Raw genomic sequence first — 26,788 nt, 5'->3', positions numbered from 1 at the left:
CCTTATTGATGATCAGAGTGGCCCAATTGGGTCACTTTTTTTATGTTTGAATATTTTTATTTCGATTAGGTATTCGGCAACGTTATGAGTAAAATGCAAGAAATTAAGGTCTGTGTTGCTAAACGGATCTTTAATTCATTTAGAAAAAATCTGAGTTTGAGCTGATTCATGACTTCCTCATTTACCCCACGCTTGCTAGATCAAGACAACCTACAAGCAGCACAAGCTTTTGCCATTCGAACCCGACAGTTATTGTTTCCTGAGGTTTATCAAACCAGTTTACCACATGATCTCACCCATTTTGATGAAACTTATGTGGTAAGCCCGATGGGTGCCTGCTTCATCATAAAAGACGGCGAGTCCATCGTGGCAATGGTGGCTTATCGAAGCTATGATGCCAGATTTGATCTTGAGTTACCCAGCCCATGTGTAGAAGTGGTCAAACTATTTGTTGAGCCTCACTATCGTCGGCAAGGATTGGCAAGCAGATTATGTCAGGCGCTTTTTGAATATGCGCGCACCCAAAATATCAGACATTTTTATCTGCATACCCATCCATTTTTACCAGCAGCCGAATACTTTTGGCAGCAACAGGGCTTTCATTTAATTCGGCGCGAATGGATACAGGATTACGACACCCTGCATATGCTCAAATCGATTTAAAGACGTTGCCGGCGCAGCAGAATCAGCACAAGCGCGACCAGAATACTCAGACCAAAAATAGGCAAACACAAACTGGTTACTCCCAAAAGGAGTATCAAGCCAATGCGCTGACTCATACTACCCTTTTGCCAAATCGTGAGGCTGTGTTGGGAAAACATAATCGTGCTTTCCTTAAAGTTTGATGTTTTCCACCATGCGCGATAGGCCATCAAAATCGCAGCACATAAACCCAGTGCAAAGAGCACCAAAAGCAATTGATTGGGCCAGCCAAACAACACCCCCATGTGGGCATCTACTCCCCATCGGGTTAATTTGGCCACCAGCGGAAACCGCTCGAAGTCAACATGATCAATTACACGCTGCTGCTGTAAATCAATCGCTACGCTATTGACCTGAGTTGGCCAGCCACGATCAATTTCTTCCACTATCCATGCTTGATTAGGCGCCGCAGGTGGACGAATTTGAATTTTATTTGCGCTAATCCCTTCGCTTCGTGCCAATTTTAACGCGAGCTCAAAATCATGCGCACTGATCATACTGTGCATTTGCATGACCATACCTTGGTGGTGTTCATGATGTGCCGCATGTGCATCGGTAGCTGTTTGCCCTGACAATGCTGTATTTAAGCTAGGCGTTTGCCAGCCCAAAGCCTGACGCAAGCTTAAAATATTAGAGCCTGCCCAGTTTGACCACGTCAGACCAGTAATCGAAAAAAATAGCAGCAATGGCAATAAAATTAGTCCAATCCAGCGGTGCCATTTAAGTAATTGAGCACGTGTACCAGAAACAGCACCCGAAGTATTTTTACGACGAATCATCCAGTGATAAAGGCCCGACAAGGCCAAAAGCCCCATCCAGCTCGCGGCCAACTCACTATAAATACGTCCCCACTCGCCAAGCAAAAGATCTCGATGCAAACGATCGAGCTGTGTACGTAATGGTAAAATCCCACTGGTGCCATACACGCCTAGCTCACCTTTTACGGCTAAAGTATTCGGATCGACAAAGACGGCCTGATTATTGATCTGGCGAGTTTGATCGCTGTACATTACGCGAGTGGTATCGTGAGGTGTCGGTGCAGGACGTACTGCAACGATTTGTGCGGTGGGTGGCAGTTGCGCCTGAGCCACCTGAATTTGCTGGGTGAGCGTGCCGGCACGGTGGCCATCGGGTTGGCTATACAGTACATCTCGATAGACATACTGCTCTAGCTGCGGCGTGAGTACGTAAAGCAGCCCTGTTAGGGCAGCAATAAATATAAACGGCGCAATAAAAAGCCCGGCGTAACGATGCAATAAAACAAAAAAATCACGCCAAAAACGAGGAGAAGAATGATGGACAGCCATAACGCGACATACAGAAAATTACCTCGTTAGTATAGTTGATTTTGTATACAACAGCCTAATTTCAACGATAAAAAAACCACAAACCCGGGCTTAATGGTTTTGTGGCTATAAACTTTAGATCAGATTTTCTATTTAAAAATTGAATCCGAAATTTAAGTTGATCCGGTACAACCATTTGTCACTATTTTGTGAGCTTGCAGAAGTATAGCCAGTGCTATTGGTCGATCCACCAATAAAATTGGCATTTTTGCCCCATGTATAATCCACCCAAACCAGAAACGGTGATGCAATCAGCATCATGCCCGTGGTGTTGAGCTGAGAGGCAGACCAGTCACTGCGTTCTTTATCGAAGTAACTATAATCGTTGTAAAATTTAATTGCCTTGAGTTTCCACAGGTCTTGAACGGGTAAGGTATAAGCCACATTAAAGCTCGATACAGTCCCTTCAGAGGCAATAAAATAAGATGGTGTCAGGCCGTTCGTTCCCATTAAAGTCATGTCATTACTGACGCCATCCGGATTTTTTGCATCGTATTTATAGTGAATCACAGATCCTTGCACATTCCAGCGATTCATATTGGTATTGGCATGTAGGCCTAATGCATAGTATTTGCCATCATCATCGGTCACTTTATTATGAAGTTGAGAAACCGCGCCTGAAAGCCCTACTTCCTGCTTGCCTACTGGGGTGTCAAACTTTTTAACGAATCGCGCATTCACCTGATTACGTTTTTCGTTTTGATAGGCACGCTGATTTGGAAAGATATTTTTCAAGTCATCGTAGGTGCCACTTTCCGGCGAGTAACGCATATTGGTCTTTAGCATTTCCGGGTAATAGCCGAGTTTGATGTCCCAGTCTTTATCGGTGTAGTTCCAATTGAGGCCCGGCGCAATATTATTGCCATAGCCTAAAAAGAAAGGAATATGATACGTCCAGCCGTTTTGCGGGTACGGATAAATCGCGAAGGGTTTATAGACCAATCCTGCCTCTACGCTATTGTTGCTATTAAATTTATAGCCAATATAGGCTTTTTCGATTGATGTAAATTCTTGATCTTGCAGTAGAAAGCTCGAATTTAAATAAAAGTTATCGTAGGTTCCCTTTAAATCTAGACGAAATACATCAAAATCTGCTTTACCAAAACCTCGATTTTGACTTTCTTTCCAGCTTTCATAGCGTTGCTGAACACGAATCACGCCGCCCACCTTAAATGAAGCAGTACCATCATCGCTTTTCCACTCCAATGGAGAATCCGCTGCCCATGTGGCTGTGTGTCCCCCAAGACAACATACTGCTAAACTTAACATGCGAATCATATTTTTTTTCATCACCAAAATCCTTATTACTGATGCTGTGTCGAGCACAGGCACATTTTGTTTTACATACAAAACATTGTTTAATTTAATTTTTAACTAAAAAAAATTTGTGCCTTTTATTATGGGGACGTGTCTTTCCTTAACACCCTCCCCATGACCCATTATCATTTTTTAGTTAAGATCACTTTGCTGCCTGAGCAGCAAAATGACCAATCAGTTGTCGGGTTGTAAAAATGTCTTAGTAGAGTTTTTTCTGCGGCGGGCCTGCAAAATTGAGTGGACCAATTGCGTGCATATCGAGCTCAATTACGGCTGGTCCTTTAAACTCAATGGCTTGTTTGATTGCAACTTTAAATTCATCGGCACTGGAAACTTTCCAGCTTTTTACCCCCATAGATTCACCTAACTTTTGATAGTCTGGTGTATGGAGTTCATTAAAGTACTGACGCCCACCAAAGTAGTTATTTTGGATGCCTCGCATCACGCCATAACCGCCATCATTCATGATCATCAGCACTAGATCTGTTTTTTCTTGCGCCATGGTCGCAATTTCACCAATTCCAAGCATTAGGCCACCATCACCGACCAACCCCACGACTTTTTTATCTGGGTTGGCAATACTCGAACCTATCGCATGTGCAAGCCCAAGCCCGATCGCACCGGCAAGCGAGTGAATATTGCGGTTAGGTGCTTGAACCGGAAATAAACGGCTGCCCCACGTGCTGCCCGACATGGTAATGTCACGTACGAAAATGCCATCTTCTGGGAGCGCCTCGCGTAAGTGATCGCAAATCAAAGCATACTGGTCGAGCTGTTTGCGAAGTGCTTCAACTGCTGAGGTTTTAGCTGCCGCAATGGCTTGATCATAGTCAGAATCGACTTTTGAAATACTCGATAATTTACTCAATGCACGGGTCAAAATATCTTTGGCATCTGCACAAATAAACCGATTAACTTTATAGTTACGCTGCTGTGCAACTGGATTGGCATCGATTTGAATGAAATTGGCCGGAAATTCAACCGAATAGGTTTTGGTTTCATTACTGCGAAGGCGCGAACCCACTACCACGACTAAATCAGCCGCTTTTAAAAGTGCTTCTACATGCGCCGAATTATGAAATGCCCCCAAACTGCGTGGATGGGCATCGGGTAAAATGCCACGTCCATGCGTTGAGGACACCACGGGAATCCCCAAATCTGCAATCGCTTTTATTTCGTCTACACAATCGAGTGCACCTCCACCGATCCAGAACACGGCGCGTTTCGCGCTTTGCAACTGGCTCACCAAATAATCGACATGGCTTTCATCGACCTGTGGAAGCTGTAGTGGCTGTACAGGTGACAAATCGTGAGGTAAATCGATTTCAGCTGCCTGCATATCAATGGGTAACTCCACACTTACTGGCCCCATTGGCACTGTGGTTGCCACGCGAATGGCTTCACGGATGATACCAATGGCATGATCTGGGCTGGTGATACGAAATGCCGCTTTGCTTGAAGCACGTAAAAAAGTTAATTGATCTTTGGTTTCATGAATAAAGCTGGCATCACGATCGAGATATTCTCGTTCAACCTGTCCGGTTAGATGGAGTACTGGACTACCTGCATTCATGGCTTCAATTAATGACCCTACGGCATTACCAGCACCTGCGCCTGTACTGGTTAATGCAACGCCTAAGCCTTTAAAACGGGCATGTGCATCGGCCATGGTCACTGCACCTGCCTCACCACGTGCCGCAACAAAGCGGATTTTTTCACGGCGCCCTACCGCATCGGCGATTGGTAAGTTATGAATAGAAATCACGCCATAGATACTATTCACCGCATGTGCTTCAAGTAAACGGGCAATTGCCTCTCCAACATTGACACGTTCTGTCATGAACATCTTCCTCTGAATTTTGTATAAAATTTTGTTAAATAAATATCTTGGCTAAAATTGGCTTAATCTGCCCACGGGTTTGGCTGTTCATTTAGCCCCATATAAATACTTTTTTGCTGCATATAAGACAAAATGCCTTGGCGTCCTTTTTCACGACCGATTCCGCTGTCTTTAAATCCACCAAACGGTGCTGAAATAGAAAACTTTTTGTAGGTGTTGATCCAAACCGTTCCTACTTCAAGTGCGCGAGCCATACGCCATGCTTTACGGTAGTTTTCTGTCCAGATGCCTGCGGCCAATCCAAAGCAGCTGTCGTTGGCTTGTTCAAGCAAATCCGCTTCGTTGTCGTATTTCATTACTACCAGCACTGGCCCGAAAATTTCTTCTTGACAGACTTGTGCATGATTTTTTAGGCCAGTGATAATAGTCGGCAAATAGAAGCTGCCCTTTGCAAAATCGCCTTCGGTAAGTGCATGACCACCCGTGACAATCTCGCCGCCTTCTTGAATGGCAAGTTGTACATAACGATCTACCGATGCCAGATGCGCTGCGTTAATGAGTGATCCCATATGTACATTGTTCTGCTCAGGATGACCTACGCGAAGGCCTTTAGTGATTTCGACCAGACGCTTTAAAAATTGATCGAAAATGCTGCTATGAATAAATAAACGTGAACCTGCGATACAGGCTTGACCGGCAGAGCTGAAAATACCGTAAGCAATACCTTTGGCTGCAAGTTCGATGTCGGCATCTGGCAAGACAATCGTAGGTGATTTGCCACCTAATTCAAGCGATGTGGTGATCAGTTTATCGGCTGCAATATGCGCTAAATGACGACCTGTGCTGGTTCCCCCAGTAAATGAGATTTTACGCACCAGTGGATGTTTCACGATCGCGTCGCCAACCACAGACCCTTTGCCGACCAAGACACTTAGCAAGCCCTTGGGCAAACCCGCCTCTTCAAATATTTTGGCGAGCTCCAATGCAATTAATGAGGTGGCTTCAGCGGGTTTTAAAATCACTGCATTACCGCCTGCCAAAGCAGGTGCAAGTTTTTGTACTTCACTGGCAATCGGAGAATTCCAAGGCGTAATTGCAGCCACCACACCAACAGGCTCATGCACACTAAAAGTCATAAAGTCTGCGGCACGCTGCGTGGTCATGTCATCATTCATGGTTTCGCAGGCAGCCGCAACATAGCGGGCTGTAGCAGCGGCGCTCATGACCAGCGCTTTGGTTTCGGCTAAAGGTTTACCGTTATCGCGAGTTTGCAGCTTCGATAACCCTTCGGCACGTGCCTCAATCAGCTCGGCAACCTTGTACAGCACTTTGGCACGCTCATGTGGCATTCGCTCACGCCACTCAGGTGACCGCCATGCCTGATCGGCTTTAACAATCGCTTCTTCAATATCTTCAGGACTTGCCGTCGAGATTTCTGCATTTACCGAATTGTCTGCCGGAAAGATGCTTTGAATCACTTTACCTCGGCCCAAACGCCATTCACCTGCAATATAAAGTTCCTTGACCATTTTGAGCTCCTTTTAAATCTGAATAGCTTCAACACTGTTACGGCATGCACGAATGACACTCAAAGCAGCCAGTGTTGAGGTTTTTGGATTTGATGCCAGCGGCACTCCAATCATTTCAACGGTCATTTGCCCGAATCGGCCCTGTGCCACGATGGTGTGTTTGTTTTGTTGAATTGCCGGATCGACCATGAGTTCGACTTGGGTCTGGTCCATTCCTACACCTGCCAGTGCAATGGTTGCGGCCACATTCGCATTGGCCGGAAATTTAAGTGCTGCCTCACGTGCGCTTCCGCGATAAAACACTGTAGGTGCCTGAACCTGATCGAGATCAATCAACTGTTCTGCATAACTCCCTCGCCAGCTATTCGGGCTTTTGCAGCCTTTATAGGTGACCTGTTCAAGCCCACCTTCTTTGGCCGCGGCTATGCCATCGATACCTGCAATTGCCCCTGCAAGCAAATGCAGATGCGCACCATTTTTTTCGGCTGTTTGCTGCAAATCAGTAAAAAACACGCTGTCGGCCAAGGTACCCACAGAAATGAGTCCAATGGTCCAACCATGCTGCAAGACTTTCTTGGCATGTTCTTTTACCGCTGCCTGACCGGCCACTTCAATCACATAATCTGGCGTGCCTTCACACTGATCGATATCGGAAATCACCTGAATATCGGCACTGACTTTTTGTTTAACACTGTCAATACTTCCCTCAGGAACCACAATCCATTTCAGCGCTAAATCATGGGGCAAGTGCGCATAAACCTCAGAAGCCATTGCACCAAATCCAATCATCATTAATTGCTTCATTGCATTCACCTTATAAATGCTTGTTAAATCCGCCAGAAACATCAATTGTTGAACCTGTGGTATAAGACGCTAACGGCGATGCAAGAAATACCAGTGCGCGAGCAGGCTCCTCAGGCTTACCTAAGCGCTGCATTGGAATTCCGCGTTTTTTGGCAATATTGGCAGTCCACTCTTCCCAAGATTGTTCTTGATCTGAACGGTTGGCATAACGACGCTTCCACTGCGCCGATTCGACCATGCCCAGTAAAATTGAATTGACCCGCACCTTAAGCTGATTAAATTCATGTGCCAACGAATGGGTTAAATTAAGCAGAGCTGCGCGTGCAGATGAGGTTGCGATCATGTGAGGTTCAGGCTGTAACGCCAGTAAAGAATTCACATTGGTAATTGAACCGATTTCCGAGCGTTTAAGATCGTCTAAAAAAGCGCGTACGGGATGCAGTACACTAAAGTATTTCAACTCGATTTCTTTCATCCAGTCTTCATCTTGAGTATCTTCAAAACTCGAGACGCGCCCCTGACCCGCATTATTGATCAGCATGTCGACATTGCCCAGTTCACGATGTACCGTTTGCGCAAACTGTTGAACATCGTGTTTGTCTAAAACATTACAATTTTGTGTGTAAATTTGTGCGCTTGGAAACTTCTCTAAAATGTATTGTTTTGAGTTGTCTAAACGTACTTGATCACGCCCACACCATGCCACTTTGGCACCTTCTGCAACTAAAATTTCCACTGCAGCCAATCCGATACCAGAAGAGCCACCTGTGACTACTGCTACTTTTCCTTCAACTTGGAAGCTCATAGATTATCTCTCGTTAATATGCTGCTTGACGGACAAAACAATTTGATTAAATGATTCAACCTGATCGACATAGCTCAAATGCCCTGCCGCTTGAATCTCGATGTAGTTTCGACATTGAATTTCTTGTGCCAGCTTTTTAATTGCTCCAGCAGGTGTAATGCTGTCGCATTGACCCGCAATCACGGTGCAAGGCACCTTTAAATCGTTTAAGTAATTTCGAATTTCGTCATATGCCAATAAATAAGATGCGTGTGTGAATCCTTCGAGGTGCAGGTTCTGCATGACCTGTTCAATCAACTCTAGAATCACTGGCGTTTTTAAAAAAGTGAGATGCGGCCCACGTGTCTGAGCCAATCCTGTTTGACCTAGCTCGACCAATAATTTTGGCCGTTTGTGATATACATCAGCCTGTTGTTCGGCGCTGTAACGCTCATAACCCTGCGCCACATTTGCAATGATGAGTTGTTCCACACGATCGGGATAACACTGGGCAAATGCACTGGCCTGCAATGCACCAAGCGAGTGGCCAACCACAATCGCTGTATCGATGTTCAGACCATCCAGAAGTGCTTTTAAACGCTCGGCATAATCTGTTGCTTTGGGCTCGGCCGTGTTTAAAGGATCTGATAATCCATACCCCGGTGCATCCCATGCAATAACGCGAAAATGATGACCCAGTGTTTCCAATTGCTGCACCCAAGACCCCGAACCTGAGCTGATGCCATGTAATAGCACCAGCACTTGTTCACCTGAGCCAGACTCACGATAGGCTTGCGTAGCACCAGAAATCTCAAGCATCTGAACTGGAAAATGCTGTAATTTTTCGACAAGTGTCATCATGATTTCCCGATATAGGGAACTTTTGCACACCAAGGAGTGCGTCGAGTTCCCGTTTTGAAGATTGATGTAGCTGCGCGCTATATCTGCATTTAGTTACGTTTAATTTGAGACAACGGATGCTCAGGCGGATAATTCGGAATCGTCGGCTTACCCGCACCGAGCATCACACACATCAAGGCATCGTCTTGACCCGGATTAAACAGACCTCGGTAAATTCCTGGTGGAATCGAAATCAGATCACGTTCTTTTAAACGCGTACTAAATTTTTCACCGTTATGCTCGATAAACAGGTCAATTTCACCACGCAACATAAAGAACACTTCTTCCACATCGTGATGAATGTGCAATGGCCCTTCACATTGTGGCGGCAAGACCATGGTCGAAAAGGTAAAGTTTTCGGCAGGAACCGTATTGCTGTCTTGCCCTACGCCTGTTGCACCAGACCCCATGTAACGCATCTGTGCACGGCGGTATTTCGGGTCATAATCGGCCTGAAACTTGAGCGCGTCGAAATCGTATTCACGTGTCTCGAATCGGGCGATACGGGTAGTTAACCATTCTTCTAAACTGGTTCCTTCTGGTTGATTCCATGATTCAAATTGTTGAGTACTCATGACTGACTCCTACTTAAAATTGAAAATGAATTAGTAACGTTTGAGTAATGGGGTGAGAAAGAACGATCCCACAATTGCCACCACGGCCAAGAACGTGATTCCCAAGTTAAAACTGCCTGTTTGCATCACAATCATGCCAATCAGAACTGGAGCGGCCGCACTGGCAAAATTTGCCAAACCATTAAATATTCCCCCTGCGGTTGCACCCACATCGGCAGTGGTGACACGCGCCAGTAGGGCAAAAATAGCCGCTACGCCAAAGCCCCATGCCATTGAACTGACCGACATGGCCGCAATAATGAGAAGTGGACTGGTCATCAGCACCATGACGTAAAGCGAAATTCCGGCTATTAGTAACCCACCAAAGACCTGAACAGCACGCTTCCCCAATTTGTCTGAAAATATCGCACCGACAATTTCACCAATTAGCATGGCTATAAATGGTAAGCTCGAATAAAAACCGAACTCTTTCAGATTGAATCCCTTGTCTTGAATTAAGTAAGACGGCACCCAGCTATTGAGTCCCCACAAATAGGTCATGAGGGCGATATTGAACAAACACACCAACCAAAAAGCGCCGTTTTTTAGCAATACTTTGGTATTTTTGAGGTGTCCCTGAAAATTGACACGTTTACCGGTCCCTTCGAGTTCGATCGACTTACGTAAATTAAGATTGCGTAGCCCCACCAACACCAACAGCATGACGATCAGGGTTAAGCCAGCCATTACAAAAAAGGTGGTGTGCCAGTCATGCTTGGCCAAAACGGCTGCGGTAATTGGGAAGCCTAGAAAAGCGCCAATCGGTGTTCCCAGCAAAAACATGGTCGATGCACGCGCTTGCTGACGATCTGTATAGGTTTGTTTGACAATTGCATAGGCCAAAGCAAACAACGGACCTTCTGCAATACCTAGCAGAACTCGCAACAACAGCATGGTGCCGTAATGGGTGGTAAAACCCATGATAAACATCAGCACACCCCAAGAAGTGACGCTCCAAAACAGCATCTTTTTCGGATTAAAAATATCTCCGAGAAAACTTAAGAAAATCGATGAGAATCCGTAGGCCAATAAAAAGCTGGTCATTAACCAACCCAGTTTTGCCTTATCCTGTGCAATCCCCATGGCATCTTGAAAGTGCGGATCTGAAAACAGCACGGCAATACTAATCTTGTCAAAGAACGCCAGTACCACGCACGCCATCAGTACAAATGCGGGTATCCAGTGTTTGAATCCTTTTTTTTCATCTACATCATTTAACATGCAAACGTTCCTTCGATTTGGCTAAAGATCTGAAAATGATTGATCTGGCTAGACGTCGTGAAGCTTTATTAAGGTTTAAGCTTCATGACATTAAATTCTGGATTTGTCAGTTGCGCTGGATCGAGTACGGTCCCATTTTGAATCCAACGCTTGGCTAGCTTGACCAGCTTGGCGTCGTTGACTGAAATCATGTTGATCAAGCGCTGCTGTGCATCCAGATACAAATAACTGATCTGGGTATCACTACATTGACGCACCACCAAGCTCGGATTTAACTCGGGTTGATAGGTGCCCAAAATTTGAATATTGAAGTGATACTGATCGGACCATAACCATGGAATGTCGGCATATTCCGTTGCCACACCCATCATGGATTTTGCTGCCGCGATTGCTTGATTTTGTGCATTGGCCCAAGACTGGATGCAATACCCCAAGACCGGATGAATCGCGACATCGCCGGCAGCATAAATATTTGCATCGGAAGTTTGTCCGAAACGGTTCACTACTATGCCGTCTTTTACCTCTAAGCCAGCATGAACGCCCAACTCTTTGGCAATTTCGGCACCTGCTCCCACCACCACGCAGTCGTAACAACGCGATGGTTCAGGATGATTGAGCACATTAACGCTTCCGTTAGAGGCTTCGATCAAATGCAAGTTTTTACTGTTTAAGTGAATATGTGTGCCCTGTGCGGTGTGAATGTCATACAAAAACTTAGACACTTCTGGACTAACGCTACGGGCACATAGACGTTCAGCATATTCAAATACATCTACAGTTTTGCCCTGTTTACGTGCGGTTGCCGCAATTTCAAGCCCGATCCATCCGCCACCCACAATGGCCACAGACTGTGCTGTATCGAGTAGTTTTGCTAAACGCTCGCAATCTTGGACATCTCGTAATGTCACAACATTTGGTATATCTTTCCATGTATTGGCTGGAACTCGTGCACGGCTCCCAGTGGCAATCAGTAATTTGTCATAGGCAAGGACTTTGCCACTTTCCAAAGTGACTTGCTGACTCACACGATCAATTTGTGTAGCACGGTCAGGTTTGTGTAGATGGATTGAGAAAGCATCAATTTGTTCAGGAGAAAATAAATTTAGACTGTCGTAGGTAGCTTCTTTCGACAGCACTTGCTTTGATAGTGGTGGACGCTCATAAAAAATCTGGTTTTCGTCTGAAACCACATGAATTTCGCCAGTAAAGCCTTCTTGTCTAAGCGTGCTTACAGCCCAACCTGCTGCCTGCCCTGCTCCTACCACTACGATTCTCTCCATGTCCTCTCTCCTTTAATCCTTTTTTAATGCGATACAGGTTTCACCTGACGACGCGTATCATGATCAAGCCCACCTTCAATCGCCCACTCAGTAAAAAGCTCCAGACGATGTTCTTCAAAACGTGGTTGCCATGCCTCAGTGAGATAATCGTCGTTGGTGTAATACTCAAATGCACCGCCCAATGGAGAATTCACATACCAGAAGTACGCCGAAGAAATTGGATGACGCCCCGGCCCGATGAAGGTGGACCACTGCGAACGATTCATGTGTAGACCACCGCCAATCACCTCATGGATATCACGTACCACAAAAGCCACATGATTTAGGCCCGCAGGTTTATTTGGAACGGACAACAAGAACAGATCATGGTGATAGCCTTCGCCACGACAGCGCAGAAATGCCCCACGATTGACATAAGCATCGGATAGGTAAAAGCCCAATTTTTCTTTATAAAAATCTTCGGTCTTTGCTAAATCAGGTGTAAAGAACACCACATGACCTATGGCAATCGGCTCACCTTTTTCATATACGGGACTGGCGGCATTAATGCGCTGGATATTGCCGTATTGATTGATACCTTCTGTTTTTTGTTCAGGTATATCGTGCGTGATTGAACGCTGAAATACGATGGTCATACCATTTGGATCGCGGCACTGAACATAACCTTCACCTTGCTCAAAACCGTCGACGTCTTTTAAACACAGCGCAAAGTGATTCAAGTCAGTGTCTTCGCTTACCCCCCATGTCACTTCACGTAAGGTGGAACCCGCTTCAATTGCAGCAGGTAAACGTGAATCGGCGAGATCAAATATATAAAGTTTGCTGCCGTTTTGTGTTTGAAAGAGTTCAGTATTGTCCAGATCAGATGTATGCTGAGACAACCCGAAATCACGCAGAAACTTTGTGGTTTGAGCCCTGTCTTCTACACCAAATTTTAAAATTTCGATTCCCTTGATCATGCATAACGCTCCTAATTAAAGACAAAGCCACCATTGACCGGAATATTCTGTCCCGTCACAAATGAAGCCAGATCGGACAATAAATAAATTGCAGTGCCGTTTAAGTCTTGCGGATGCTGCTGACGCTGGATTGCGCGTCCAGTGACATAAAGATTGTGACGTTCTTGCGGTACATATTCAGTTGCTTCCACCAAGGTTAGGCCCGGTGAAATGGTGTTGACGCAAATCTCAAATTCGCCTAACTCTCGCGCCATTGAACGCGTCATGGAAAGAATGGCCCCTTTACTGGCCACATAAGCCATCAATCGAGGTGCTCCCCACAATGCGGTATCCGAGGCGATATTGACGATTTTTGCGCTACCAGATTGCTTCAAATATGGCACGCATGCCTGCACCATCAGCCATGTGCCTTTTACATTAATGGTCATGACCCGATCCCATAGCACAGGATCATATTCCATTAAATCTTGACCACCGACTCCGGTTGCCAGTGCAGCACAATTGACCAAACCATCCAGCCCGCCCATTTTTTGAATGGCAAACTCAGCACACTGATGTACAGATTCAGGCTGCGACAAATCGAGTGCAGTTGAATAAACCGTTAGGCCCTGCTGTTTTAACTCTGCGGCTTCTTGGTGAACCAGTTCATCTAGAATATCTGCCATCACAACCTCCGCGCCCGCTTGTGCGATAGCTTGTGCAAAGCCAAGCCCCAAGCCACGTGCCGCTCCGGTCACAATGATTTTTTTACCTTGCAGTAATGTATGAGAAGACATAACCAATCCTTAAGGCGTTTGTGCCAGCGCCGAGGTATCCAGCAACGCGATTTTTTTCAGCTGCTTTTCGGCATCTTTTTTCATCAGACGGCGTAAGCGCGATAAGCCCACATCGTGTTGATACAAAAACTCTTTTGAACGTGCATTTGGCGCAAGATTTTCCAAAATGATGCGATCTTGCTCCAGTACATCCCAGTGGAGTTTTTCAAGATGATTGCGATACAAGAACCGCCATACGTGGCGTTGCCAGCCAGACACCTGACGGCAGCGCCAGAAAAACACGCGCGTATTATTGGCATCGATAGGCGTGGCAAAGCCGACAATCCAGAACACTCCACCCGGACCAAATTCTTTGCGATACGGAATAGATAAACGTAACCAGCTGGTTCCAGTTTGGCCATATTCGACCCAGTCGAAGTTCACCCCAGTTTGACCTTCTTTTTCGAAAATAAAGCCATGTTCGGTATTGCGATGCTTCATCTCGGCTGTACGCTCACCTTCTGCCATAGAATGCGAGGTACAGTGCAAATACGTTCCATGCATAGGATCCATCACGTTATCAATTGCATACTGATGATTGACCTTCCAGTCGGCCTGACACAAAAATGAACTCCATTCTTCACTAGCCAATTGCTCCGGGAAAGCTAGTTCCGCTGGTGGTTCGTTCAGATCCAGACCAAACCAAATAAAGATGGCATCGTGCTTTTCTATCACTGGATAGCTTTTTACACATTCAGCGCCTTTGAGTGGACATTCATGTACAGCAGGTACATCTTCAACCATCCCCTTGCCATTCACTTCTACACCGTGATACCAGCAGGCAACTCGGTTTCCAAGATTCCAACCTAACGACAAACGAGCGCCACGGTGCGGACAGCGGTCTTCAAGTGCATGCAATTGACCGTCATGATCACGCCACACCACAATATTTTCACCTAAACGAGTGATTCCAACCGGATTTGCATTGACTTCCCAACTGGCCAGAACGGGATACCATTGATCACGTAAACCCAGTTCAAGATAGTCTTCTGTACTTGAAGCTTGTTGATAGATTGCATTCATGTCTTTTCTTCCCTGATCTCAATAACCCAAACGCTGCATTTCTTCGCTAAAGCTCTGCATGGTCCAAACTTCACCAGATTCGCGACGAAAACCTTGCTGATTTAGCGCTGCAACCAGATCATTTAGCTCTGTAACCCCAGAAGCAAAAGCCTGGATCAGGTGTTTAACAAAATCCTGTTCATATGCAGTAGGTGATTTATAACGGGTTTGCCAAACCAAATGCTCTACTTGACCCGGAATCTGGATATTGTTGATACCAGCTTCCAGTGAAGGTGTGGCGTTAATCCAATTGGCCAGTTTTTCGTTAAATTGTTTCACGGCAAATTTCCTTGCTTGCTATTACAGTTGAATCTGGATCTGTTGCCCGTCCACGCGCACGGGATAAGTACACAGATCACGACATCCTGGTCCGCTTTTTAGTTCACCGGTTTGAATATCAAAAATCGCTTCGTGCAATGGACACTCTACGGTTTGATCTTCAATAAAGCCTTCTGTGAGCAACGCAAACGCATGTGGACACACATTTTCGATTGCAAAGTACTGCTCATCGATAACGAATACACCAATTTTTTTGTCGTTTACTTCAACTGCTTTTGGTTCATCTTCCGAGACATCATCAATGCCACAAACTGAAATCCAACTCATCGTTTGAGCCCTCGATATTGTTTTATATACAAAACATTTGTTTATTTCCAAAACATATGCAAAGGATAATCCTCAAATTGATTTTATGTCAATAAATAAAAAATTATATATTTCATAATCTTAATTATTTTTAAATATTTTATTACGTTTTATCAATTAAATTTAGTTTTATATATAAACATTGTTTTAAGTATTCTTTATCATTACAATAGAATCAAAATAAAGCACATTGCACCAAAATCACTCCCCCTTTTATTTCTAGGAATTTTTATCGAATGAGCATAGCTGTAGAAGAAGATGTCGTAGACGTCGAGGCGAGCAAAAATGACGATCGCTATTTGGTTCCAGGGCTTGTACGCGGTTTAGCCATCTTGCAGGCGTTCAATCAAGAAGCACAGGAAATGACCATTTCTGAAATTGCCGAAATTTTAGATGTGAACCGTTCTAGTGCATTTCGTTTGATTTACACTTTAGAATCCTGTGGATTTTTGCGCAAAGCATCGCAGAAAACCTATGCGCTAGATTCCAAAGTCATGGAGTTAGGTTTTAATAGTTTGTCAAAGCTGTCACTGCTCGATTTATCGACACCTTTGATGAAAGATTTACGCGATCAAACCAAAATTGCAGTACATCTTTCCATTTTAGAAGGTACGCATATTGTCTTTGTAAATAATATTCAGTCGACTGGCCCATTCACCAGTACCATTAGTTTGGGTACGCGCTGGCCAGCTCACGCCACCGTCATTGGTCAATTACTGTTATCAAATTTACCCGAAACAGAAATTCGTCAGCGCTACCGTAAGTTTGATGAATGGGATACTTTTTCCGAACTGACCCCAAAAAATCTAAAAGAACTGCTACTGCGTTTAAACTTTGTGAAAACTCAGGCATCGATGGTGAGCTGGGGTCATTACAACCATGACATGGCAGCATGTGCAGCACCGATTTATCGTCAGTCTTCAAAAGAAATGGTGGCGGTGTTGTCTGTTAGCTGCCCGATCAGCACCTATGACGAAACAACATTTAAGCAAGATATATCCAAACAGGTTATTGAAACTGCTGAAAAAATTTCAAAATTTATTTATTAGTCGTATAGGCAATGGATTGCCGACCACTCATGTTTAATCTTGCATTGTTTTTTGATGATTTCTCCCACTTTATCTGTACCTTAAAAAATCAACATGATTTTCTCTCAAACGAATGACTTGACATTGTTCAAGTTCAGCTTAATGATATAGATTGTTTTATATATTTAACTTTGTTTTGTATTTAAAACAAATAATAACTCGATCTTTTAGGTAAAACAAAACGAGAATACAGGTATGGACACATTACGAATTGCAATCGTTGGCGGTGGTGTTGGCGGCTTGGCTGCCGCAATTGCCTTAAGTAAGTCGGGCCACAAGGTCACGGTCTTTGAACAAGCTGCTACATTTTCACGTGTGGGAGCAGACATTAATCTCACCCCAAATGTGGTTAAAGCACTGGATGGCTTAGGTGCTGGCCAAACCATTCGTAAATTAGGAGCCATGCCAACTTATCGAATCAGTCGTGATTGGGATACGAGCCTTGAAACCTCTCGCTTAGGTATGAGCCAAGTGGCTGAACAACACTATGGTGCACCACAAGTCACCATCCACCGTGCAGATATTATTCACGCTTTGGCTGAATTATTTCCTGTCGAACACATTCAGTTTTCCAAACGTCTGTGTCATTTAGAGCAGCATGCATCCGGCATTGATTTAAGTTTTGAAGATGGTACACAACAACAGTTTGATGTGGTGATTGGTGCAGATGGTATCCATTCACGTGTGCGTAGTGCTTTATTTGGCGAAGAATCTCCACGCTTTACCGGAATTGTGTCCTTTCGCTCTGTTGTACCGACAGAAAGAGTACAACATGTACCCGAAATCGATGCATTTACCAAATGGTGGGGCCCAGTCCCTCAGCAGCAGATTGTGACGTTCCCACTCAATCAAGGTAAAGACACCTTTATTTTTGCGACGACCGGGCAAGAGAGCTGGACAGAAGAATCATGGACCAGTGAAGGTGACGTAAATGAATTGCGCGCATTTTATAAAGATTTTCATGCGGATGCACGTGCCCTGCTTGATGCCTGCGACACGACCCTAAAAAGTGCGCTTTATGAACGTGATCCACTGCAAAATTGGTCTGTCGGTTGTGTAACGCTATTGGGTGATGCCTGTCATCCAATGCTTCCATTTATGGCACAAGGTGCCGGTATGGCAATTGAAGATGCGGTAGTACTTGGACGCTGCCTTGCATCGGTCAGCTCTCACACAGATATTGAACGGGCACTTCAAGTTTATGAACTCACTCGACAAGAGCGTACCGCTAAAATTCAACTCGGTTCTCGTGGCAACCAATGGATGAAGCAACAAGGTAACGCCGACTGGGTCTATCAATACGATGCGTGGCAGACTGAACTTGCCAACACCAGTAACGCTTAAAATCAAAAGATCCTGCTTAAGCAGGATCTTTTTTAAAGCAGTAAGCATTCCTTAAATTGTACTCATGAGTGAACTCAGTAAAGCCAGCATTCAAGAATGATACGAACCATTAACTACTCAAGCCAATGATTTAACAGGTTTAACATCTGTATCTTGATCGTGCTGACGATAAAATGCCTTACCTAGACTTAAAATCAGGAAGATTGCCAAAACAAATACGATACCGTAATAGGCATATAAAGTTGCAGGTGCCAAACCCTTGTCTAAAAACATACCTGCAACCGTTGGCGATATAATGGCACCAATTCGGCCAAATCCAATTGCGTAGCCCACTCCACGACTACGAATATTGGCATCGTAAATGGTTGGCGAAATTGAATACAAGCCTGCCACGCAGCCATTGATGAGTGTGCCAAGCAACAGCCCGACCACCAGTGCAATGCTGACTTGCGATGAGACTGCCACAAAGAGCCAGACACATGCAGCGGTTAAACCTAAAAATACACTGAGCGCATAGAAAATTTTGACACGTGAGGCCAGTAAGCCAATAATTGCCGCACCAAAAATTCCACCAATACTGATTAAAATACCCGTACTCACGCCTTGATCTGGTGACATTCCCATGCTGATCAAAATCTTTGGTGTCCAGCTCATGACAAAATAGAATCCGAACATCACCAAGAAGAATGAAAACCAAAGGCATAAGGTTAAAAAGCCTTGTTTACCCTGAAACAGTTTTGCAATATCACCTGCTTCTTTGGTGCCATTTTTATCGTAGATTGGCAAGGTGTCTAAGCGAACTAACCCCATACGCTGCATGACAGCATTGATTTTTTCGAGTGCTTGTTTTGGTTTTTTAGCCAATAAATAATCCAGCGAATCTGGCAATACCCAATAACTCACCAGCAACATCAGCAGTGTTGTCACGCCACCTGCCAAGAAAATCGAGCGCCAGCCTAAGTGTTCAACAAAGGCCAAAGACAATACACCACCCAGAGTTGCGCCAATACCATAACCTGTTGACATCAGGCTCACTGCAAGGCTACGCCATCTTAGATTGGCATACTCGCTCGCCAATACGTTACTACTGGCCAAGATACCACCCACACCAATACCCGTAATAAAGCGCAATGCAGCCAACATGCCATGACTGGTCACAAAGGCACATGCCAACATACTAAGGCCGGAAATCCCCAAACAAATCAGAATCAGAAAACGGCGACCAATTTTATCTGCCAATGGCGCTAAAAAGATGGAGCCTGCGGCCATACCGAACAAGCCAGCGCTGAGTAACATTCCGATTTGCGCACCTGAAAGTGACCACTCAGCAGAAACTGACGGTGCGGTAAAGGCCATCACCATCACATCAAAGCCATCAATGATATTCAAACAAATACAGATCCCAATCACAAACCACTGATAGCGGCTCATGGGGTTTTGATTAATTTCGCTGAGTACGTCGCGTTGCATGTGGGTATCTCCATGTCTGGACAGCGATACACGCCACATTTAACAGTATAAATGCCGGGTGATTATGCATATCCATATCCATAATTGCCTAAAAGGAATTAAATAACTAAAAATAAATAACAGTAGTGTTCAGGTCTCTGGAGCGTCCTGCTCACGTTAAATAGTGATCAACTCGATTGATCAAAGCAACAATTTCCAGATTTTATTGTTCGATAAACGTACAAATAAATTGATGATCGTACATTTAATTTATTTTTCTCAAGCGAAGCTTCAGGTTCAGTTAAATAACTTCATTTCCTCAAACATGGATCCAATATTGCTTTTCCAATTCGATCTATGAGATTTTTTATTTATGACTTAAATGTGGATTAAACCTATCTCATTTAAATAAAAAAATAATGAATCATGAAATAATTACTGAACTATGTAAAAAAAACATACAAATTTAATTTTGTTCTAAAGAAAAATCTAAATTGACGAATAGTCAAAACTCAATTAAATTGGATCCAATAAGTGATAAGGAGCTGTCACAAATGTTTATAAAAAATGCATGGTACGTCGCCTGCCGTCCAGAAGATCTTCAGGACAAGCCATTAGGTCGAACTATTTGTGGTGAAAAAATCGTCTTTTATCGTGCCAAAGAAAATAAAGTGGCTGCTGTAGAAGATTTCTGTCCGCATCGCGGCGCACCGCTGTCACTCGGTTATGTCGAAGATGGTCATCTGGTTTGTGGCTATCACGGCTTGGTCATGGGCTGCGATGGAAAAACTGTCGCAATGCCAGCACAACGCGTGACTGGTTTTCCGTGCAATAAAGCATATGCTGCTGTGGAAAAATACGGTTTTATCTGGGTTTGGCCAGGCGATATCGGGTTGGCAGACGAGAGCACACTTCCAGAACTTGAATGGGCCGATCATCCCGAATGGGGTTATGGCGGAGGTCTGTTTCATATCCAGTGTGATTATCGATTAATGATTGATAATCTGATGGATCTCACCCACGAAACCTACGTACATTCGAGTAGTATTGGTCAAAAAGAAATTGACGAAGCTTTGCCTGTGACCAAGGTCGACGGCGATCACGTGATTACCGAACGTTATATGGAAAATGTGACTGCCCCACCGTTTTGGAAAATGGCATTACGTGGCAACCATTTGGCCGATGATATTCCAGTTGATCGCTGGCAGCGCTGCCATTTTTATGCACCAAGTAATGTGCATATTGAGGTGGGCGTGGCGCATGCAGGTTATGGCGGATATCATGCACCTACAGACAAGAAAGTCTCGGCGATTGTGGTCGACTTTATTACGCCTGAAACTGAAACCTCGCATTGGTATTTTTGGGGAATGGCACGTCACTTTCAGCCCGAAAATCATGAATTGACCGATCAAATTCGTGAAGGTCAAGGCAAAATCTTTACCGAAGATTTGCAAATGCTGGAACAACAGCAACAAAATATTTTGAACAATCCGCACAGAAAGTTATTAATGTTGAATATCGATGCGGGTGGTGTTCAATCACGAAAAATTATTGAGCGTCTGCTGGCCAAAGAAACAACGCCACCGCCAGATCTTCAAGATCGCCAGTTTCCCAATATTCGCGTGATATAAGGCAGCATGACATGGACGTGATCATTGATAAAATTCATCAGCTCACTGCACATATTCGTGCTTTTGAACTGGTTTCGACACAGGGTGATTCGCTTCCGGCTTTTTCGGCAGGTGCGCATATCGATGTGCATTTAAAAAACGGCTTCACTCGTCAATACTCACTTTCAAACTGTAGCAGCGAAAGACATCGTTACGTGATTGGCGTGTTACACGATGAACATTCACGTGGCGGTTCGCGCTGTATGCATCTGGACTATAGCGAAGGTGATCGTTTACAGATTAGTCCACCACGTAACTTATTTGAGCTGCATCCGCAAACTGGCCGTGCCATGTTATTTGCAGGGGGAATTGGCATCACACCGATCTTATCGATGGCCTATCAATTAAAGCGTGAACAGATTCCATTTGAGCTGCATTATTTTGTGCGGTGCCACGAAATGCTTGCATTTTATGGCAATTTAACCACGCATTTTCCAGATCATCTTCATTTACATATTCAAGATCAACCTGAAACGGCGTGCAATATGGCGCAGGTATTAGCCGATGCCAGTACAGACCATCATCTCTATGTTTGTGGCCCAACAGGTTTTATGCAGTTTGTGATGGATGCAGCCGTTGAGGCGGGTTGGTCAAATGCGCAATTGCATCAGGAACATTTTGCTGCTGCACCAGTCGATCAAACCAGTAACCGGTCTTTTCGAATTAAAGTTCTCGGTTCCGGCCAAACGATTGAGGTTCCGGCCAATCAAACAGCAACCCAAGCACTGCTTGCGCATGGTTTTGACGTGCCTATTTCATGTGAACAAGGCGTATGCGGAACCTGTATGACCCGTGTACTTGCTGGCATTCCAGAGCATCGCGATGTGTTTATGACAGATGAAGAGCATGCGTCAAATCAGTATTTTACGCCATGCTGCTCAAGAGCCAAGTCAGAGACCTTAGTGATTGAGCTTGGATAAAAGGTTTTCTCCTATACATCTTAAGCCCATGTATAGGAGTTTTTTAATCTGCAATCAGATGCCGAACGGTCTCGCCCAAAATGGCAACACTGCTATGTTCGCGCATCAGGTTTTCAGCACGCCCCGCTTGTCGATGCAACAGCGCATCGTAAATGGAGCAATGCTGCAAATGTGCGTAATGCAAACGGCGATATTCTGAAAGCGCCTGAGATGAATCGAAGGTAATGGCTTGCGCTGACGCAAAAGGCAGTTGATTATTCTTAGCGAGCGCCTGCATCAGGGCAATATTTTTTGCCCCTTGAAGAATCGTGTCATGAAAAATCGCATTAAAATGATCATAGGTTTCTATCTCTGCGTCGCCGAAACTGCTGTGCGCTGCAAAAAGCTTTTCGATTTCTTCAATACAGCTTTTAAGTGTGCTTTTCTGCTCATCGTTTAAGCCTTTTTCTGCCAAGGTTTTGGCTGCCAAACCTTCAAGCACACCACGCACTTCAATCGCATCTTGAATCAACTGATCAGAAATTTCACGTACCAGATAACCACGCGTAGGATTCTTGATCAAGAGTCCTTCTTGTTCGAGCAGTCGAAAAGCCATACGCACTGGCTGACGCGATACACCTAGTAGTTCAGCCGTTGGAATTTCAGCAATCCGACTCCCGCCTGCAAGTTCGCCAGCAATAATCATTTTTCTGAGTTTTATTAAGACTTGTTGTCCTGAAGACATTTGCGCCACTTTTTAGCAATCAAGAATCCATTCGATGCTATCAATTTAAGGCGTAATCTGACAATGATAATTATGTGAGTTTTGCTTTAAATTTGAGTGATTTAATGACAAAACAGTCTCGATTTTGATGACTGTCTTGTCAAAAAATCACTTGTAAATGAAATCAATATTTTCCAGAAAAATTGGCACTAACACGCTGTGCTAAATAATCTTTGGCGGTAATGTCGGGATACTTGCCTTGAGGGCTTTGAATCAGCACATCCTCATTGGCTTGACAGAAAAATGCAAGGCTATAGCGAGCGCCTTGATATTCATCATCGGCTGGATTTTTGACACGATGGAAATTAGATGGCAATAAATCATCACTCCAGCGGGTGAGCATATCGCCAATGTTGCAGGTAATGACATCTTTACATGGCTCAATCGAGGTCCACTCCTGCTCGTCCATCTCTTTGCCCGGACACACCTGCAAGCCCCCTTGGCCTTCTTGCTGAAATAATAATGTTAAACAGTCAAAATCGGTGTGTGCGCCTGCACGCCATAATCCTAGTTCTTCTTTAAGCGCAGGATCGACCGCATAATAATGCAACATGCGTAAGGTACTTTGATAACTTGACTGCGAAGGATCATGCGCCTGTGTGAAAAACTCTTCTGCAAAACCGAGTTTATAGGCAAAGCAGGATAAAATTTTCATTCCTACCGACCAGCACTTTTGTTCAAAATCGAGCATATCGGTTTTAAAGTGTGGAAGTTCTTGTTCGGTTGGCCAAAGCTGTTGCATGCGTGGCCGGGTAATTTGATAGGACTCTTTCTGATCGGGCGTTTGTGTAGAGGGCCGAATTTGTGCTTTGCTTTCCCATCCGGCATTACGAGTTAAGGGATACTGTGCTTTGATATCTCGCGGTAAGGCAAAAAATTGCTCGGCCATTTTAAAGGCATGGTCGATATCTCGGCTTGAAATTCCATGGTTATACACCTGAAAAAAACCGATTTCGATTGCAGCAGACCAGAGCTGATCGGCAATTTCGTATTTGCGCTGTTCAAAGTCACTTAAATCGATCATTCGGATTTCACGTTGGGTTTCGGTGCCTATACTGCCCATCCGTGATTCTTTTTGTAGTTCCTGCATTGAAAATTCAGCTTTTGGGTAATGTCGACTGTTCATTTTTATCACTCACATTCAAGTAAATTTTAATGACATGACCCAATACGCTAAAATGATAGTCAAGTATTGAGTCACACTAAACGTCACGCCTTTTTCAAGCTAACGCTTAGAGCAATGACCCACATACTCGTTTTTTATATGTTGACAGCTTCTACTCTCAATTAAATTAAGCAAACACTATGCCAATGTAAAATTGCAAAAAATCATAATGAAACGCAAGATTAAAGGCCCATTCTACCCTGCGCTGCATCAGATTGTGGCAATGTTGGCTGTTTAACTGCATTATGAGTGTGCATGCCTTAATTTTCAGGCAAAAAAAAGCCACATCTGAGGGTGTGGCGAAGGGTATTTCAAGATGCCGATTGGAGATTGGCATAAGCTGCTAGGCTTGATAAGAAGATTAGTGCCCGGAACTTAATTCAAACTTAATTTTATGCAGCGAAATGTAATCATCGCATATTATTTTCATCTTATTGAAAACGATAATTGAGCGTCACAAACATTTCGCGCGGATTGCCCGGCGTCACCCATTCGTCTTTTAAACTAGACACGTAATACGCTTGATTAAACAGATTCTTCAAGCTGAACTGAAAACTGAGCTGAGGCGTCACCTGATAGGCAGCGTTTAAATGCACTAAAGTATAAGCTGGAAGATTAAAACCATTGTCATATACATTGCCTGAGCGCTTTGACAAATATTGAATATTGCTGCCTACAGCAACTTTTTGCCCACCAGACTGCCAAAGATCATACATCATCATCAGGCTGGCATTATGTTTCGGGCTATTGAGTAGCGCACTGCCCTTTTGAATGCCCGCAGCCGCCTCAGTTTTTGATACCTTAGCATCAATATAGGCATAGGCCAGTTTTAGGTTGAGTGCATCGATGGGCTGAGCGGTGAAGTCCCATTCGATACCGCGACTGCTTTCCTCAGCGGCAGTGATCATGTACGACGAGTCGACGGGATTGGTGGTGAGAACATTTTGCTTCTTGATTTGAAAAATAGACCATGATGACATTAGGCGATCATCAAAGGCACTTTTTTTCATGCCAAGTTCATAGGTCCATGCTTTTTCGGGTACAAACGGTTGTTGCTGGATATCTAAGCCAGAATTTAAGTGAAAGGATTGCCCTGCACTCACAAATACTGAAGTGGCATCGTCCACTCGATAATTCAGTGCAGCTTTCGGGCTCCACTGAGTAAAGCGTTGCTGACCCGATGTCTGCGCCACAACCTCGTTATAACGTTGTTGATAATAATCGAAACGACTCGCAAGCAATAAAGTCCACTTAGGTGAAAACTCAATCGCATCACTGAAGCTCAGTGCCACATTATTTTGACGCTCATGTGTGTTGTAAACACTCGACACCGCCGGTAAATTAATCCCGTATTGAGGATGGTAAATATTGATCAGACTCTCGGTCGATCCTTTTTTGCGATAACGCAGCAAATGGTTTTGAATGGTCAAATCGCTATAGCTTAGCCCAATCGACCAGCGGTGCTTGGCTTGTGCTGTTTCTAGCTCACCTTGTACATCATGATTAAACAGATAACTGGTGGTATCGTAGATACGATAGCGTCGCTCACGATTGAGATCACCCTGTGCATTTAAAAGTTGATAAGCTTCAGACGAAAATCCACGCCAAGTGTTGTCTTTGTAGTTAATGGTACTGGTACTGGTCCAGTTATTGGCCCATTGGTGGCGGAGTCTAAGCTGCTGCAAATAATCATTCATGGTCATCAGACCATCGTCTTTTTCACCCAAAAAACGTGTATTGGGAATTTTCCCCAACTGCTGGTTCACAGCGGTCACTCCCCGATCGAACAGGCTGTTGATGACTGTATATTCGCTGTCATAGTCAAGTTGCGTCGCATCATTGGGTTGCCAAGTCAGTTGAGGTGCTACGAACAATCGATTGTTTTTCACTTCATCTCGAAAGCTGTGGTTGTTTTCATATGCCACCCCAATACGATACGCCACGGTGTCGGTTAACGCATTGCTAGCATCAATTGCGGTACGGTACTGATCATAGGAGCCACCCCGAAGCTCGATACTATACTCTGGATGAAATTGCGGTTTTTTGGTCACAATATTGACGGTTCCGCCCGGATCACCCGCACCATAAAGTGCAGCTTCTGGCCCTTTTAAAAACTCGATTCGCTCAATATTAATCAAATCATGCGCAGCATTCAGCCCCAGATACGCATTGACTCCATTTCGTAACGCAGCAGCACCAATGGTCTGATCGGTATTGAAACCACGAAACGAATAATTGTCCCAAAGCCCTCCTAAAGGGTTGAGTAAACTCACACCACTGACCAAGCCAATCACATCCCCAACACGCTGTGCATTGCTGTCTCGGAGCATCGCCTGATTCACCACCTGAACATTCTGCGGAGTTTGAAATGGGTCGGTTCCCGACTTTGTGGCCTCAGAGCTAAGCGTATTTAAATAAGAATGATCTTCCGATTGTGCCATGACCTGAAGCGTCTGCAATACCGCGGTTTCTTGCGCATACCCCGTGTGTAGCACACAAAAAAATGGTGCAAATGAATATAAAAAGTGCCTGCTACGCAGTTTCATTTTGGTGATCCAACAGTTGCAATTA

General features: G+C 44.5%; 24 protein-coding genes. 5 read left to right on the top strand and 19 right to left on the bottom strand.

Going from position 1 to position 26,788, the window contains the following annotated elements; translation table 11 throughout:
* The first annotated feature begins 168 nt into the window (after window positions 1-168).
* The gene (locus QLG00_RS11910; RefSeq protein WP_151868428.1) at window positions 169-663 is read left to right on the top strand and encodes a GNAT family N-acetyltransferase; all 495 of its coding nucleotides are present in this window, start codon (window positions 169-171) and stop codon (window positions 661-663) included.
* On the opposite strand, the gene QLG00_RS11905 is transcribed toward QLG00_RS11910, so the two are convergent.
* From QLG00_RS11905 to QLG00_RS11835, 15 genes are all read right to left on the bottom strand, one after another.
* Window positions 660-2,009, bottom strand: a complete 1,350-nt coding sequence (locus QLG00_RS11905; RefSeq protein ID WP_282471074.1) for a PepSY-associated TM helix domain-containing protein — start codon at window positions 2,007-2,009, stop codon at window positions 660-662. The genes QLG00_RS11910 and QLG00_RS11905 overlap by 4 nt on opposite strands.
* A 132-nt stretch (window positions 2,010-2,141) precedes the next feature.
* Window positions 2,142-3,326, bottom strand: a complete 1,185-nt coding sequence (locus QLG00_RS11900) for a hypothetical protein (RefSeq protein ID WP_282471144.1) — start codon at window positions 3,324-3,326, stop codon at window positions 2,142-2,144.
* 238 nt (window positions 3,327-3,564) lie between these two features.
* Window positions 3,565-5,205 carry a thiamine pyrophosphate-binding protein gene (locus QLG00_RS11895; protein ID WP_282471073.1) on the bottom strand — a complete coding sequence of 547 codons (1,641 nt, stop codon included), beginning with the start codon at window positions 5,203-5,205 and terminating at the stop codon, window positions 3,565-3,567.
* 62 nt (window positions 5,206-5,267) lie between these two features.
* Window positions 5,268-6,734, bottom strand: coding sequence for an aldehyde dehydrogenase (locus tag QLG00_RS11890; protein WP_282471072.1), 1,467 nt, complete (start codon window positions 6,732-6,734; stop codon window positions 5,268-5,270).
* A gap of 12 nt (window positions 6,735-6,746) precedes the next feature.
* Window positions 6,747-7,538 carry an aspartate dehydrogenase gene (locus tag QLG00_RS11885; protein ID WP_004935905.1) on the bottom strand — a complete coding sequence of 264 codons (792 nt, stop codon included), beginning with the start codon at window positions 7,536-7,538 and terminating at the stop codon, window positions 6,747-6,749.
* A gap of 10 nt (window positions 7,539-7,548) precedes the next feature.
* A complete protein-coding gene (locus QLG00_RS11880; protein ID WP_282471071.1) occupies window positions 7,549-8,343 on the bottom strand; it encodes an SDR family oxidoreductase in 795 nt (264 codons plus the stop codon).
* Between the two features lie 3 nt (window positions 8,344-8,346).
* Entirely contained in the window at window positions 8,347-9,183 is an 837-nt protein-coding gene (locus QLG00_RS11875; protein WP_282471070.1) for an alpha/beta hydrolase, read from the bottom strand.
* A gap of 89 nt (window positions 9,184-9,272) precedes the next feature.
* On the bottom strand, window positions 9,273-9,797 hold the full coding sequence (locus QLG00_RS11870) for a cupin domain-containing protein (protein WP_004935895.1): 525 nt from the start codon (window positions 9,795-9,797) through the stop codon (window positions 9,273-9,275).
* A 30-nt stretch (window positions 9,798-9,827) separates the two neighbouring features.
* Window positions 9,828-11,057, bottom strand: coding sequence for an MFS transporter (locus QLG00_RS11865; RefSeq protein ID WP_004946034.1), 1,230 nt, complete (start codon window positions 11,055-11,057; stop codon window positions 9,828-9,830).
* A gap of 68 nt (window positions 11,058-11,125) precedes the next feature.
* Entirely contained in the window at window positions 11,126-12,337 is a 1,212-nt protein-coding gene (locus QLG00_RS11860) for an FAD-dependent oxidoreductase (RefSeq protein WP_151815391.1), read from the bottom strand.
* 23 nt (window positions 12,338-12,360) lie between these two features.
* The gene (locus QLG00_RS11855; RefSeq protein WP_104124459.1) at window positions 12,361-13,296 is read right to left on the bottom strand and encodes a VOC family protein; all 936 of its coding nucleotides are present in this window, start codon (window positions 13,294-13,296) and stop codon (window positions 12,361-12,363) included.
* A gap of 11 nt (window positions 13,297-13,307) precedes the next feature.
* A complete protein-coding gene (locus tag QLG00_RS11850) occupies window positions 13,308-14,072 on the bottom strand; it encodes an SDR family oxidoreductase (protein WP_208476980.1) in 765 nt (254 codons plus the stop codon).
* A gap of 9 nt (window positions 14,073-14,081) precedes the next feature.
* Complete coding sequence (locus QLG00_RS11845) at window positions 14,082-15,134, bottom strand: aromatic ring-hydroxylating dioxygenase subunit alpha (RefSeq protein ID WP_208476981.1); 1,053 nt, start codon at window positions 15,132-15,134, stop codon at window positions 14,082-14,084.
* A gap of 18 nt (window positions 15,135-15,152) precedes the next feature.
* A complete protein-coding gene (locus QLG00_RS11840; protein ID WP_004935877.1) occupies window positions 15,153-15,452 on the bottom strand; it encodes a recombinase-like helix-turn-helix domain-containing protein in 300 nt (99 codons plus the stop codon).
* 21 nt (window positions 15,453-15,473) lie between these two features.
* On the bottom strand, window positions 15,474-15,779 hold the full coding sequence (locus QLG00_RS11835; RefSeq protein ID WP_004935872.1) for a non-heme iron oxygenase ferredoxin subunit: 306 nt from the start codon (window positions 15,777-15,779) through the stop codon (window positions 15,474-15,476).
* 275 nt (window positions 15,780-16,054) lie between these two features.
* Between QLG00_RS11835 and QLG00_RS11830 the strand changes: the two genes are divergently transcribed.
* Window positions 16,055-16,867, top strand: a complete 813-nt coding sequence (locus QLG00_RS11830) for an IclR family transcriptional regulator (RefSeq protein WP_004935867.1) — start codon at window positions 16,055-16,057, stop codon at window positions 16,865-16,867.
* 234 nt (window positions 16,868-17,101) lie between these two features.
* On the top strand, window positions 17,102-18,250 hold the full coding sequence (locus QLG00_RS11825; protein WP_119690231.1) for an FAD-dependent monooxygenase: 1,149 nt from the start codon (window positions 17,102-17,104) through the stop codon (window positions 18,248-18,250).
* Between the two features lie 117 nt (window positions 18,251-18,367).
* Here the strand turns inward: QLG00_RS11825 and QLG00_RS11820 are convergent, their stop codons facing one another.
* Complete coding sequence (locus QLG00_RS11820; protein ID WP_004946021.1) at window positions 18,368-19,720, bottom strand: MFS transporter; 1,353 nt, start codon at window positions 19,718-19,720, stop codon at window positions 18,368-18,370.
* 533 nt (window positions 19,721-20,253) lie between these two features.
* On the opposite strand from QLG00_RS11820, the gene QLG00_RS11815 reads away from it, so the two are divergent.
* Window positions 20,254-21,330 carry an aromatic ring-hydroxylating dioxygenase subunit alpha gene (locus QLG00_RS11815; RefSeq protein WP_282471069.1) on the top strand — a complete coding sequence of 359 codons (1,077 nt, stop codon included), beginning with the start codon at window positions 20,254-20,256 and terminating at the stop codon, window positions 21,328-21,330.
* An 11-nt stretch (window positions 21,331-21,341) separates the two neighbouring features.
* A complete protein-coding gene (locus QLG00_RS11810; protein ID WP_119690228.1) occupies window positions 21,342-22,289 on the top strand; it encodes a PDR/VanB family oxidoreductase in 948 nt (315 codons plus the stop codon).
* 43 nt (window positions 22,290-22,332) lie between these two features.
* Here QLG00_RS11810 and QLG00_RS11805 read toward each other — a convergent pair whose 3' ends face one another.
* The 3 genes from QLG00_RS11805 to QLG00_RS11795 all read right to left on the bottom strand — a co-directional run bounded on the left by QLG00_RS11805 (window position 22,333) and on the right by QLG00_RS11795 (window position 26,763).
* Entirely contained in the window at window positions 22,333-23,013 is a 681-nt protein-coding gene (locus tag QLG00_RS11805) for a GntR family transcriptional regulator (RefSeq protein ID WP_004935859.1), read from the bottom strand.
* A 163-nt stretch (window positions 23,014-23,176) separates the two neighbouring features.
* Entirely contained in the window at window positions 23,177-24,178 is a 1,002-nt protein-coding gene (locus QLG00_RS11800) for a 2OG-Fe(II) oxygenase family protein (RefSeq protein ID WP_119690227.1), read from the bottom strand.
* 470 nt (window positions 24,179-24,648) lie between these two features.
* Complete coding sequence (locus tag QLG00_RS11795) at window positions 24,649-26,763, bottom strand: TonB-dependent receptor (protein WP_282471068.1); 2,115 nt, start codon at window positions 26,761-26,763, stop codon at window positions 24,649-24,651.
* Window positions 26,764-26,788: the final 25 nt, after the last annotated feature.

The organism is Acinetobacter sp. V89_7 (genome assembly GCF_029967895.1).
GTDB lineage: Bacteria > Pseudomonadota > Gammaproteobacteria > Pseudomonadales > Moraxellaceae > Acinetobacter > Acinetobacter soli.
The sequence above is the reverse complement of the archived record's forward strand: the minus strand, read 5'-3'. Positions and strand labels throughout refer to the sequence as shown.